10 protein-coding genes are annotated in these 12,218 nt (G+C 69.7%); 2 read left to right on the top strand and 8 right to left on the bottom strand.

Translation table 11 applies throughout. The annotated features are described in order from the left end of the window. Positions 1–109: 109 nt before the first annotated feature. The 8 genes from F1599_RS25830 to mfd form a co-directional block, all read right to left on the bottom strand. On the bottom strand, positions 110–271 hold the full coding sequence (locus F1599_RS25830) for a hypothetical protein (protein ID WP_187829241.1): 162 nt from the start codon (positions 269–271) through the stop codon (positions 110–112). After that, positions 268–1,899: a PepSY-associated TM helix domain-containing protein gene (locus tag F1599_RS10755; RefSeq protein ID WP_150083060.1), complete on the bottom strand. Its 1,632-nt coding sequence runs from the start codon at positions 1,897–1,899 to the stop codon at positions 268–270. The genes F1599_RS25830 and F1599_RS10755 overlap by 4 nt, the downstream gene beginning before the upstream one ends. A 10-nt stretch (positions 1,900–1,909) precedes the next feature. Further along, positions 1,910–2,194 carry a hypothetical protein gene (locus F1599_RS10750; RefSeq protein WP_149318875.1) on the bottom strand — a complete coding sequence of 95 codons (285 nt, stop codon included), beginning with the start codon at positions 2,192–2,194 and terminating at the stop codon, positions 1,910–1,912. After that, positions 2,191–2,466 carry a hypothetical protein gene (locus F1599_RS10745; RefSeq protein WP_149318874.1) on the bottom strand — a complete coding sequence of 92 codons (276 nt, stop codon included), beginning with the start codon at positions 2,464–2,466 and terminating at the stop codon, positions 2,191–2,193. The genes F1599_RS10750 and F1599_RS10745 overlap by 4 nt, the downstream gene beginning before the upstream one ends. Before the next feature lie 409 nt (positions 2,467–2,875). Then, positions 2,876–3,730, bottom strand: a complete 855-nt coding sequence (gene serB / locus F1599_RS10740) for a phosphoserine phosphatase SerB (RefSeq protein WP_150083059.1) — start codon at positions 3,728–3,730, stop codon at positions 2,876–2,878. A 178-nt stretch (positions 3,731–3,908) separates the two neighbouring features. Beyond that, positions 3,909–5,378, bottom strand: a complete 1,470-nt coding sequence (locus tag F1599_RS10735) for an amidohydrolase (RefSeq protein WP_223819569.1) — start codon at positions 5,376–5,378, stop codon at positions 3,909–3,911. A 228-nt stretch (positions 5,379–5,606) separates the two neighbouring features. Continuing rightward, entirely contained in the window at positions 5,607–6,845 is a 1,239-nt protein-coding gene (gene argE, locus F1599_RS10730; protein ID WP_223819568.1) for an acetylornithine deacetylase, read from the bottom strand. A gap of 311 nt (positions 6,846–7,156) precedes the next feature. Beyond that, complete coding sequence (mfd, locus tag F1599_RS10725; protein ID WP_149318872.1) at positions 7,157–10,630, bottom strand: transcription-repair coupling factor; 3,474 nt, start codon at positions 10,628–10,630, stop codon at positions 7,157–7,159. A 230-nt stretch (positions 10,631–10,860) separates the two neighbouring features. Between mfd and F1599_RS10720 the strand changes: the two genes are divergently transcribed. After that, positions 10,861–11,703 carry an IspD/TarI family cytidylyltransferase gene (locus F1599_RS10720; RefSeq protein WP_190286338.1) on the top strand — a complete coding sequence of 281 codons (843 nt, stop codon included), beginning with the start codon at positions 10,861–10,863 and terminating at the stop codon, positions 11,701–11,703. Beyond that, entirely contained in the window at positions 11,700–12,209 is a 510-nt protein-coding gene (gene ispF, locus F1599_RS10715; protein ID WP_150083058.1) for a 2-C-methyl-D-erythritol 2,4-cyclodiphosphate synthase, read from the top strand. The genes F1599_RS10720 and ispF overlap by 4 nt, the downstream gene beginning before the upstream one ends. Positions 12,210–12,218 lie beyond the last annotated feature (9 nt).

Here is a 12,218-nt window from a genome sequence, read left to right as displayed (position 1 = left end):
CCCCGGACGCCGCGGAGAACCGCGTGCGCCTGAGGGCAATGCAAATTGGGTTGGGGGGGGTGGTTCTAGTGGGGCGGGGCGCTGCGAATGGCGCCGGCCAGGGCGCCGATCAGATCGCCAATCGGGGCGCCGACCAGTCCCGCCGCGCCTCGGGTGGAGCGGTTGGCGAGATCGGCATCATCTGCACGATCGGCATGCTGGGCGCGATCTGGATGAACGACATGATCGGCACGATGGACATGATCGGCACGGCCGGCGCGGCAAGCGTCACGGTGCGTCGACCACCGGCGGGGCCGACGGGCCCGGATCGCCGCGGCTCGGGCGCGGCGCCCATACCGAATCGGCGGGGCCCGTACGGGCACGGCGCTGCGTGGCACGCGCCAGCGCGACGAAGCCGACCGCGAACACCAGCGCGCCGATGTCGAAGCCGGCCACGGCCCATTCGCCTTGCTGCACGCTGCGCAGCAGATGGTCGCCGGTCAGGATCGCATTGGCCACCGGCACCACCAGGTAGGCCAGCGCCGCCACGTACAGCAGCTCGATCGCCGCGCGCACCGGGGGGCGCAGCAGCGCCCAGGCCAACGCGGCGAAGAACACCGGGAAGTAGACGAAGGACGACGGACGCTCCGGCCACAGCAGCGCGCCGGTGAAGGCCACCGCCACGCCGACGCAGCAGCCGATGCAGACGCCGACGGTGGCCTGCGCCAGCAGCCGGTGCACGCGCGGCTGCTCGGCCTGGCGCGCCTTGCGGCGCGATTCGATCCACAGCAGGTTGCCGGAGTAGAACAGGAAGGCCCCGGCCAGCCCGGCGATCAGATAGACCAGCCGCAGCGCCAGGTCGCCGTAGGTGCCGAAATGCAGCGCGAACAGGGCGCTGTACAGCCCATGGTTCGCGTCGCGTCCGCTGGCGGTCTGGTTGGCGATCACGCGGCCGCTGTCGGGCTGGCCGGCGGCGGCGTGGATGCCCACCGAGCCGAAGTTGCCGAGCGCGCGCTCGCTGTCGCCACGCACCTCGATCAGCGCATTGGCGTCGCCCACGCGCTGGTAGCGCACCGAATTGGGCTTGAAGCCGTCGCCGGCGGTGCGCTGCGCGATCTCGATCAGCTCGCGCGCCGGCATCAGGGGCGCCGGCTTGCCGGCCGCCTGCACCTCGGGCACCGACGACATCGCGGTGGGCAGCGCCGACATCAGCTTGCCATCGAAGGTCAGCACGTTGAAGGCCATCGCCAGCGTCATCGACACGCAGAACAGCGCGCCGGTGATCGCGATGACCAGATGGAAGGGCAGGCTGAACAGGCCGATCACGTTGTGCGCGTCCATCCAGAAGCGCTTCAGGTTGCGGCCCGGGCGCACGGCGAACAGGTCCTTCTTCAGCCGCGGCAGGTGCAGCAGCACGCCGGACACCAGCGCCAGGCCGTACAGCACCGACACCACGCCCATGAAATGCATGCCCACCTGCATCGGCAGGCCCAGCGTGTAGTGCAGCGCGTTCAGGAAGTTCGACAGCTCGCCGCGCACACCATCGAGCGAGGTGTCCTGCGGCGAGGTCCGGCCCGCGCCGAGCTTTTCCTCATTGGTGGTCTGCCACTCGCCCTTGCCGTCCATCCAGTAGGCGGTGGTGTGCGGCTCGCCCTCGGTCGGCAGGCCGATATAGACGCTGGCCGCCGCCTCGGGATGGGCCTTGACCAGCGTGGCGACGAAGCGGTCCAGATCCTCGGGCGACGGCTTGGCGGCGGCGTGGGTCTCGCCGCGGATGCGCGCCGGCGACTGCCACTCGTGCAGCTCGTGGTGGAACACCGTGATCGCGCCGGCGAAGAACGCGATAAACAAGGCCCAGCCGGCCATCAGGCCGACCCAGGTATGCAGCGTCTGGTAAACGCGCAGCGTTGCAGCCTTCATGGGGTACTCCTTACGCGGCCGCGCCGGGCACGGCCATCAGCCGCAATCCCCACAACGCACCGAAACAGACGAGGTTGGCCGCGCCCAGCCAGAGCCAGGCGGCGCGGCTGCTGGAAAACAGCAGGCTGGTGCTGATGATGGCGACCCACAGCGGCAGGCTGGCGGTCACCGCGCCGATGATGCCGCTCTGCCAGCCGCCCGGCAGCCACAGGATGGCGAGCGTGCAGACCGCCAGCGACAGCGGGAAGCCGAGCAGCGTGCCGGCCAGCCATTTGGTGCCGATGCCGCCGTTCATGCCGCCTCCTCGCCGCCGCGGCGCTTGTGCAGATAGCAGCCGAGGAAGGGCCACAGCGACAGGCCGGTGCCAAGCGTGGCCAGTGTCGCGGCGATGGCCGAAGGCCAGCTGTGCTCGACCGACCAGCCCACGGCGCCCGAGCACGTCAGCACGATGCCGAGCCACACCATCATGCGGCGTTGGGGCGGCTGGCGCAGCAGCACCTGATTGGGACCGGCCAGATACAGGCAGGCAGCGCCCGCCAGGCCGAGGAGAGCGGCAAAGAGTTGCATCGCAAGATTTTGTTACCGAATTCAAAACACAAATGGTAATGATTCGTATTTGGCGATGCAAGTTATTGATATTGTTTGCAATGTATTGATAGACGGGGGAGGCGTGCTGGCGGCGGAGGTTGCCCTCTCCCCGCCCTCTCCCGCGGGCGGGAGCGGGAGAACCCAGCCGACACAGGCGGGAGAGGGAGAACCTAGCCCGCACAGGCGGGAGCGGGAGAACCCAGCCGGCACAGGCGAACCGAGCGCGATCGGCATCACCGATGGCACCGGCAAACCGAGCTCTCCTCGCCCGCTTGCGGGAGAGGGGCTGGGGAGAGAGCGGTAAGGCGGTGGAGGACTACCGGTGGACTACCCGGGGACTACCGATGGGACTACAGGGTGGACCGGCAGCACAGCCGACCGCGCCAAATCAATCCGCGAACAGATTCAGCAACCCATCCAGCCCGACATGATTGAACGCCACGCTGGCCTGCGCGCGTACCACGGGCTTGGCGCGGAAGGCGACCGACAGGCCGGCGATCGCCATCATCTTCAGGTCGTTGGAGCCGTCGCCCATCACGATCGCCTGCCGCGGATCGGCGCCGATCGCCTCGCAGGCTTCGCGCACGGTGCGGGCCTTGACCTCGGCATTGACGATTTCGCCTTCGACGCGGCCGGTCAGCTTGCCGTCGACGATCTCCAGCGTATTGGCGCGGGTGAAGTCCAGGCCCAGCCGGGCCTTGAGTTTTTCGGTGAAGTGGACGAAGCCGCCCGACACCAGCAGCGTGCGCAGGCCCGCCGCGCGCGCGGCCCCCAGCATGCGCTCCGCGCCCGGCGACAGCCGCAGTCGTTCCTCGTAGACCCGGTCCAGCACGCTGGCATCCAACCCCTTGAGCAGCGCGACGCGGCGCCGCAGGCTTTCGTTGAAGTCGGTGATCTCGCCGCGCATCGCGGCCTCGGTGATCGCCGAGACCTCGGCCTTCAGCCCGCAGAAATCGGCGATCTCGTCGATGCACTCGATCGTGATCAGCGTCGAATCCATGTCCATGGCCACCAGCCGGAAGTCGGACAGGTTCCGGTGCGTCGGCAGCACGGCCCAGTCGAGCCGGCGCGGCTCGCAGAACGCCTCCAGCGCATCGCGCAGCCGCGCGTCGAGCGGCGCGCAGGCCTCGGCGGTGGCGACGGTGTCGCCGCGCAGGCTCAGTCCGGGCGCGTCGGCAAGGATGCGCAGCGCGTCGATATCCGCGGAGGCGATGGGTTGCAGGCTTTGGACGATCAGGGGCATGAGAGAAGTTGGAACCTTGCGTCGTCCCCGCGCAGGCAGCGATCCAGCGGCTTGTCCGGCCGGCAGCGGCGCCGAAGCCGCCGGGCCCCCGCATGCGCGGGGACGACGGTGCAGGGCACGGGGGACGGTGAAAGGACGCTATTGTAATCGCCCCGCGCCCGCCCCTGCGTCATGCCGATCAGCGCTGCGCCATCGTCATGAAGTCGACCGTCAGGTTCGACAGCGCCCGCACGCCATTGATCAGCGCCGGCTCATCGACGTAGAACTCCGGCGAGTGGTTCGACGGCGCCTTGGTGACATCGGTGCCCTTGGGCGTCACGCCGAGATTGAAGAACAGGCCCGGCACCTTCTCCTGGTAGAACGAGAAGTCCTCCGAGGCGGTCGCCTTGGGCGCCAGCATCCAGTTGCCGTCGCCGGCCACGCGCTTGAGCGTCGGCGCCATCTTCTCGGTCAGCGCCGGCTGGTTGACGGTGGCGTTGTAGAGCTCGACCACGCGGAAGGTGGCCTCGGCCCCGGTGCTGGCCGCGATCGACTCGGTGGTGCGTTTCATGCGCGCGTGGATGTCCTTCTTCATGCCCTCGTCGTAGGTGCGGATGGTGCCCATCATCTCGACCTTCTCCGGCACGATGTTCATGCGGTTGCCGCCATGGATCGTGCCGACGGTGATCACCGAGGGCTCGAGCATCGCATTGACCTGCCGGCTCTGGATGGTCTGCAGGCCGAGCACGATCTGCGACGACACCACGATCGGATCGATGCCGCCCCACGGACGCGCGCCATGGGTCTGGCGGCCCTTGACGTCGATCCAGAACTGGTCGGCCGCCGCCATCGCCGGGCCGCTGCGCCAGGCCAGCTTGCCCGACTCGATGCCGCTGCTGACATGCAGGCCGAAGATCGCATCGACCTTCGGGTTCTCCAGCACGCCCTCGGCCACCATCTGCTTGGCGCCCCAGATATTGGTGCCGTCCGGTTCGATGTCCGCCGGGCTTTCCTCGGCCGGCTGGAAGATGAATTTCACCGTGCCGGGCAGCTGATCCTTCATGCCGGCCAGCACCTCGGCGGTCGCCATCAAAATCGCGACGTGGGTGTCGTGGCCGCAGGCGTGCATCACGTCGACCTCCTTGCCGAGGTACTTGCCCTTGGCCTTCGAGGCGAACGGCACGTCGACGCGCTCCTTGACCGGCAGCGCGTCCATGTCGGCGCGCAGCGCCACCACCGGCCCCGGCTTGCCGCCCTTGAGCAGGCCGACCACGCCGGTCTTGGCCACGCCGGTCTTGACCTCCATGCCGAGCTTGCGCAGATGATCGGCCACCAGCTTCGCGGTGCGCGTCTCGTAGTTGCCGAGTTCGGGATGCTGGTGGATGTCGCGGCGCCAGGCGATCAGGCGCGCCTCGGCTGCCTTGGCGCGCGTCTCGATCTGCGCGTGCAGCGCGGGATCGCCGGTGCTCGCCTGGCCCGGCGAGGCCGCGGACGGTGGGGCGGACGGCGTTGCAGCCGATGTGGCCGGCGGCGCGGTCTGCGCCAGCGCAGGCGAGACCAGGGCCGAGCCGCACAGCAGGCTGGCCGCGGCGGCCAGCGCCGGGATGGCGGCCGGCAGGGGCAGGAAGCGTCGGGAGCGGGCGAAAGCGGGGGAGCGGCGTGCTGCCATGTCGAGTTCTCCTTTGATGTCGTTGTGGTCGTTGTGGTCGGTGTTGCTGCCGATGCGGCGGCCGACATTGCGGTCGACGTTGCGGCTCGCGTTGCAACGGGGCCTCTGCGTGCCCCTTGTCGATGCGGCCGGGCCATCGGCGGCCCGGCCGTTCAGGCCATCGGTGAGAAGGCGCGATGCGCCTCCGGGAGTGGATGTCTTTGGTGTGCCGCCGTGCCGGCGGAACCGTCAGGCCGCGATGCGCAGGCTGTCGACGACCTTGTGCAGAAAGGCCTCGCATTGGGCGAGCTGCTCCAGCGCGACGAACTCGTCGGCCTTGTGGGCCTGCTGGATGTCGCCGGGGCCGCAGACCACGGCCGGGATGCCGGCGCGCTGGAACAGGCCGCCCTCGGTGGCGTAGGCCACCTTGCTGATCGCGTTGTCGCCGGTCAGCGCCCGCACCAGCTGCGTGATGGCATCGCGCTCGGCGGCGTCGAGCGCCGGCGCCGCGGCGATGCGCGTGATGCTCAGGTCCGCGTCGGCATGCTCGGCGCGCATGCGGGGCAGCAGCACGTCGTTGGCATAGGCCTCGATGCGCGCGCGGATCGCTTCGGGATGGACACCCGGCAGGTTGCGGTACTCGAACACGAACTCGCACAGCGCCGGGATCGTGTTCAGCGCGATGCCGCCCTGAATGGTGCCGGTCGACGCGGTGGTGAAGGGCACGTCGAAGGCCTCGTCGTACGGGCCCTTGGCGCGGAACTCGTCGGCCAGGTCGCGGATGAAGCAGATCAGCCGCGCCGCGTATTCGATCGCATTGACGCCGCGCGGCGTCAGCGACGAATGCGCGGCCTGGCCCCTGACGCAGCAGCGATAGGCGTTGATGCCCTTGTGGGCGACGATCACCCGCATGCTGGTCGGCTCGCCGACGATGCAGCCGGCCGGCTGGATGCCACGCTCGCGCAGGTCGTCGATCAGATAGGGCGCGCCCATGCAGCCGACCTCCTCGTCGAACGACAGCGCATAGTGCACCGGTTCGCGCAGCCGTGCCTGCAGCAGCGCGGGCAGCAGCGCGAGACTGGTGCCGATGAAGCCCTTCATGTCGCAGGCGCCGCGGCCGTAGAGTTTGCCGTCGCGCAGCGCCGGGCGGAACGGATCGGTGCTCCAGTCCTGGCCGTCCACCGGCACCACGTCGGTATGCCCCGACAGCACGATGCCGCGCTGCTCGCTGCCGTCGGCGGCGGGCACGGTCACATGCAGGTTGGCCTTGTTGCGCTGCGGGTTGTAGCTCAGGTGGGGCTTCAGGCCTTGGGCCACGAAGTGGTCGCGCACCGTTTCGATCAGGCCCAGATTGGACTCGCGGCTGGTGGTGTCGAACGCGATCAGCCGGCGGGTCCAGTCGAGGGCGGAGTGTTCGGGGGCGTCGGCGAGGGCGTCCGTGGTGGCGTCGATGAGGGCGTCGGCGGGGGCAGGGGTATGGGCTGACATGCGGCAGGATCACGCTGATGGATGTCCGATCCTACACCCGGATATGTGCCCGGGTCCACCTTGCCGCTCCGCGAGCCCTCTCCCCCGACCCCTCTCCCGCTGGGCGGGAGAGGGGAGCCTGCTGCCGGCGTCGGCCTCTGCCGAAGCGCCGCAAACCGGCTCCCTCTCCCGCATGCGGGAGAGGGTCGGGCAGAGGGTCGGCAAGAGGGTCGGCGAGGGGGCGGCGAGAGGTCGGGCAGAGGGCCGGCGAGAGGGTCGGCGAGAGGGTCGGCGAGAGCGTCGGCGAGAGGGCAACCGGCCTCCGCCGCCCCTCAAGCCAGCTGCCGCAGCGTCTGCTTGATCGTCTGCGCGCGCACCGCCACGTCGGGCATTTTCGCCTCGATGCGCAGCTTGTCCTGTCCGGCCAGCTTGATATGCCGGTTCTTCTGCACCAGGTCGATGATGCGGATCGCATCGATCGGCGGATTCGGCACGAACTGCACGCTGATCGAGGCCTCGCCGGCGTCGATCTTGCGCACGCCCAGCGGCACCGCCGCGATGCGCAGCCGGTGCGTTTCGATCAGCGCCTGCGCCTGCGCGGGCGGGCGGCCGAAGCGGTCGACCAGCTCCTCGTGGATATCGTCGACCTGCTCGGGACGCTCGCAGTTGGCCAGCCGCTTGTACAGCGACAGCCGCTCGTGCACGTCGGTGCAGTAGTCGCTCGGCAGCAGCGCCGGCGTGCCGAGGTTGATCTCGGTGGTGGCCGCCAGCGGCGCCATCAGGTCCGGCTCCTTGCCCGCCTTCAGCGCCTTGACCGCGGCGTTCAGCATGTCGGTGTACAGCTGGAAGCCGATCTCGTGGATCTCGCCCGACTGCTTGTCGCCCAGCACCTCGCCGGCGCCGCGGATTTCCAGGTCGTGCATCGCCAGGTAGAAGCCCGAACCGAGCTCCTCCATCTGCTGGATCGCCTCGAGCCGGCGCTGTGCCTGCCTGGTCAGCCCTTCCGGATCGTGCACCAGCAGATAGGCGTAGGCCTGGTGGTGCGAGCGGCCGACGCGGCCGCGCAGCTGGTGCAGCTGCGCCAGGCCGAACTTGTCGGCGCGGTGGATCAGGATCGTGTTGGCCGACGGCACGTCGATGCCGGTCTCGATGATGGTCGTGCACAGCAGGATGTTGGCGCGCCGCGCGACGAAATCGCGCATCACGCGTTCCAGCTCGCGCTCGTGCATCTGCCCGTGCGCCACCGCGATGCGTGCCTCGGGCACCAGCTCGGCCAGCCGCGCGCGCTTGTTCTCGATGGTCTCGACCTCGTTGTGCAGGAAGTAGACCTGGCCGCCGCGCTTGAGCTCGCGCAGGATGGCCTCGCGCAGCACGCCGTCTTCCTCGCGCCGCACGAAGGTCTTGATCGCCAGCCGCTTCTGCGGCGCGGTGGCGATTACCGAGAAGTCGCGCAGCCCTTCGAGCGCCATGCCCAGCGTGCGCGGGATCGGCGTCGCGGTCAGCGTCAGCACGTCGACCTCGGCGCGCAGCGTCTTCAGCGCTTCCTTCTGGCGCACGCCGAAGCGGTGTTCCTCGTCGATGATGACCAGCCCCAGCCGCTGGAAGCGCACGTCGTCGGACAGCAGCTTGTGCGTGCCGATCACGATATCGACGGTGCCGTCGTTGATCTGCTTGATTGCCGCGTCGACCTCCTTCTTCGTCTTGAAGCGCGACAGCTCGACGATGCGCACCGGCCAGTCGGCGAAACGGTCCGACAGCGTCTGGAAATGCTGCTCTGCGAGCAGCGTGGTCGGCGCCAGCATCGCCACCTGCTTGCCGCCCATCACCGCGACGAAGGCCGCGCGCAGCGCCACCTCGGTCTTGCCGAAGCCGACGTCGCCGCAGACCAGCCGGTCCATCGGCTTGCCCGAGGTCATGTCGGCGATCACCGCGGCGATTGCCGCGGCCTGGTCAGGCGTTTCCTCGAAGCCGAAGCTCTCGGCGAAGGTCTCGTAGTCCTTCGGCGACAGCGCGAAGGCATGGCCCTCGCGCAGCGCGCGGCGCGCGTACAGGTTCAGCAGTTCGGCCGCGGTATCGCGGATCTGCTGCGCGGCGCGGCGCTTGGCGCGTTCCCACTGTCCCGACCCCAGCGAATGCAGCGGCGCGGTATCCGGATCGGCGCCCGAATAGCGCGAGATCACGTGCAGCTGGTGGACCGGCACATACAGCTTGCTGCCCTTGTCGTAGTCCAGATGCAGGAATTCCTCGTCGCCCTGGCCCATGTCGAGCGTGACCAGGCCCTGGTAGCGGCCGATGCCGTGTTCGCTGTGCACGACCGGGTCGCCGATCTTCAGCTCGGCCAGGTCGCGCACCATCGCGTCGACGCTGCTGGCCTGCTCCTGCTTGCGGCGGCCGGCGCGGCGCGCGGTATTCGCATAGAGCTCGGCCTCGGTGACGAAGGCCAGGCCCGGCTGGCCGTCCATCGGCGGCAACGCGAAGCCGCTCTGCAGCGGCGCCACCGCGATCCCGAACGGCGCGTCGCCGGCGAGGAAGGCCGCGCAGTCCTCGACCGGATGCGGACGCAGGCCGCTGTCGGCGAACAGCTGCAGCAGCGTCTCGCGGCGGCCCGCCGAATCGGCGCACATCAGCACGCGAGCCTGCTTGCGCAGCAGCAGCGCCTCGAGATTGACCAGCGGGTCCTCGGCGCGGCGATTGACCGAGACGTCGGGCAGCGGGGCCGACAGCGGAGCGGCGTCGGCGCCGGCCGGGCCCTGCTGCAGCACCAGCCGCGCCAGCGGCTTGGCGGCGCTGAAGAACTGCTCCTCGCTCAGGAACAGCTGCGCGGGCGGCAGCAGCGGCCGCTCGCGATCGTGCCGCATGAAGTCGTAGCGCTGCTGCGTATCGGTCCAGAAGCGGCGGATCGCCTCGTCGATCGCGCCGACATAGGCCAGCTGCGTGCCGGCCGGCAGGTAGTCGAACAGCGTCGCCGCCGCGTCGAAGAACAGCGGCAGGTAATACTCGATGCCGGCCGACGGCACGCCGTTGCCGATGTCCTTGTAGATCGGCGACTTGCTCGGGTCGCCCTCGAACACCTCGCGCCAGCGGCCGCGGAACGCGGTGCGCGCGGCCTCGTCGAGCGGAAACTCGCGGCCGGGCAGCAGGCGCACCTCCTTGACCGGATAGAGGCTGCGCTGCGTGTCCGGATCGAACGCGCGGATGGTCTCGATCTCGTCGCCGAACAGGTCGATCCGGTACGGCAGCGCCGAGCCCATCGGGAACAGGTCGATCAGGCCGCCGCGCACGCTGTATTCGCCGGGCCGCATCACCGCGCTGACATGCTCGTAGCCGGCCAGCGTGAACTGCGCCTTCAGCGCGGCCTCGTCAAGCCGTTCGCCCTGCTTGAAGAAGAAGGTATAGGCGGCGAGGAACGCCGGCGGCGCGAGCCGGTACAGCGCGGTCTGCGCGGGCACCAGCATCACGTCGCACTGGCCGGTCTGGATGTCGTGCAGCGTCGCCAGGCGCTCCGACACCAGGTCCTGGTGCGGCGAGAAGCTGTCGTAGGGCAGGGTCTCCCAGTCGGGCAGCACGCGCACGCGCAGCTCCGGTGCGAACCACGGGATCTCGTCGGCCAGCCGCTGCGCGTCGACCGCGTTGGCGCACATCACCGCCAGCATCGGCATCTGGCCGTGGTGGGCGCGGGCATAGGCGGCCAGGGCCAGCGCATCGGCCGAGCCGTGCAGGCCGGCGACCTGATGGCGCTGGCCGGCCTTGACCAGCGGCAGCTGAGTGGAAACGGGGAGCGCGGAAGGCGATTTGGCGTCGGACATAAAGCGGTTCGGTTCAAACGACGACACCCCGCCGGCAGCGCGGGCGGGGGTGTCGAGAAGAGGGTCGTATTATAGAATGCGCAGCGCCCGGCCATCCGGCGTCGCATACCGGCGCCGCATTCCCGGTGCAATGCTCGCTGCGCGCCGGCTGCATTCCGGCTGCACGCCGGCTCCACGCCTGGTGCATACCGGCCGCTTTCGTGCCTTCCCTTGATCCGTCAGTCCGCCGCATGTCCGAACGACGTTTTGCCCTGATTCCCTGTGCCGGCAGCGGCAGCCGCGCGGGCGCCGGCCTGCCCAAGCAGTATCGCGAGCTGGCCGGCCACCCAATGATCTGGTACGCGCTGGCCGCGTTCTCGGCGTGCGAGTCGATCAGCGCCACCGCGCTGGTGCTCGCGCCCGACGATCTGCCGCTGGAGGCGCGCTTCGGCTCGGCGGCCTTTGCCGGCCTGCGCTTCGATACCGCCTTCGTCGGCGGCCAGTCGCGCCATGAATCGGTGCTCAACGGGCTGCGGCATCTGGTCCAGCTGGGCGCCGAGGACCAGGACTGGGTGCTGGTGCACGATGCCGCGCGGCCGGGGCTGACGCCGCTGATGATCGAGACGCTGATCCGCGCGGTGGAAGGGGACGATGGCGACGGCCCCGACGCGGCGATCGGCGGCATCCTGGCGGTGCCGGTGCCCGATACGCTCAAGCGTGCCGAGGCCGAGCCGAAGCCGAGCGAGCCGTCGCAATCTTCCCAGCCGTCCCAGCCTTCGCAGTCCTTGCAGCGCTCGCAGCCGTCCCGCATCGGCGGCACCGTGCCGCGCGAAGGGCTGTGGCAGGCGCAGACGCCCCAGATGTTCCGCGTCGGCGTCCTGCGCCAGGCGCTGGAAGACGCGCTCGCCAGCGGCGCGGTCGTGACCGACGAGGCCAGCGCGATCGAGCGGCTGGGCCTGAAGCCGCGGCTCGTCAACGGCTCGCTGCGCAATTTCAAGGTGACCTATCCCGAGGACTTCGCGCTTGCCGAAGTCCTGCTCGGCGGCCCGTCCGCCGCCCCTTCTGCTGGTTCTTCTGGAGACCGATCGCGATGATGCCCTTCGATATCCGCGTGGGACAAGGCTACGACGTGCACGCGCTGGTGCCGGGCCGCAAGCTGGTGCTCGGCGGCGTGGAGATCCCCCACGATCGCGGCCTGCTCGGCCATTCCGACGCCGATGCCCTGCTGCACGCGATCACCGACGCCCTGTTCGGGGCTGCGGGGCTGGGCGACATCGGCCGGCATTTCCCCGATACCGATCCGGCCTTTGCCGGCGCCGACAGCCGCGCGCTGCTGCGCGAGGCCGTGCGGCGCGTGCGCGAGGCCGGTTTCGAAGTCGGCAATGTCGATGCGACGGTGATCGCGCAGGCGCCGAAGCTGGCGCCGCATATCGGGGCGATGGTGGCCAATCTGGCCGAGGATCTGGGTATCGCGGCCGGCCGCTGCAACGTCAAGGCCAAGACCAACGAGAAGCTGGGCTTCGAAGGGCGCCAGGAAGGGATCGTCGCGCAGGCGGTGGTGCTGCTGTGGCGCGGCGCGATCGTCGCGCCGCAGGACTGAGCAGGCTGC

It is taken from the genome of Cupriavidus cauae (genome assembly GCF_008632125.1).
Lineage (GTDB): Bacteria > Pseudomonadota > Gammaproteobacteria > Burkholderiales > Burkholderiaceae > Cupriavidus > Cupriavidus cauae.
The sequence above is the reverse complement of the archived record's forward strand: the minus strand, read 5'-3'. Positions and strand labels throughout refer to the sequence as shown.

Excerpts from the sequence above, each read along its gene's own strand:
- F1599_RS10755 (WP_150083060.1), bottom strand. The coding sequence starts at position 1,899 with ATGAAGGCTGCAACGCTGCGCGTTTACCAGACGCTGCATACCTGGGTC.
- F1599_RS10750 (WP_149318875.1), bottom strand. The coding sequence starts at position 2,194 with ATGAACGGCGGCATCGGCACCAAATGGCTGGCCGGCACGCTGCTCGGC.
- F1599_RS10745 (WP_149318874.1), bottom strand. The coding sequence starts at position 2,466 with ATGCAACTCTTTGCCGCTCTCCTCGGCCTGGCGGGCGCTGCCTGCCTG.
- serB (WP_150083059.1), bottom strand. The coding sequence starts at position 3,730 with ATGCCCCTGATCGTCCAAAGCCTGCAACCCATCGCCTCCGCGGATATC.
- F1599_RS10735 (WP_223819569.1), bottom strand. The coding sequence starts at position 5,378 with ATGGCAGCACGCCGCTCCCCCGCTTTCGCCCGCTCCCGACGCTTCCTG.
- argE (WP_223819568.1), bottom strand. The coding sequence starts at position 6,845 with ATGTCAGCCCATACCCCTGCCCCCGCCGACGCCCTCATCGACGCCACC.
- mfd (WP_149318872.1), bottom strand. The coding sequence starts at position 10,630 with ATGTCCGACGCCAAATCGCCTTCCGCGCTCCCCGTTTCCACTCAGCTG.
- F1599_RS10720 (WP_190286338.1), top strand. The coding sequence starts at position 10,861 with ATGTCCGAACGACGTTTTGCCCTGATTCCCTGTGCCGGCAGCGGCAGC.
- ispF (WP_150083058.1), top strand. The coding sequence starts at position 11,700 with ATGATGCCCTTCGATATCCGCGTGGGACAAGGCTACGACGTGCACGCG.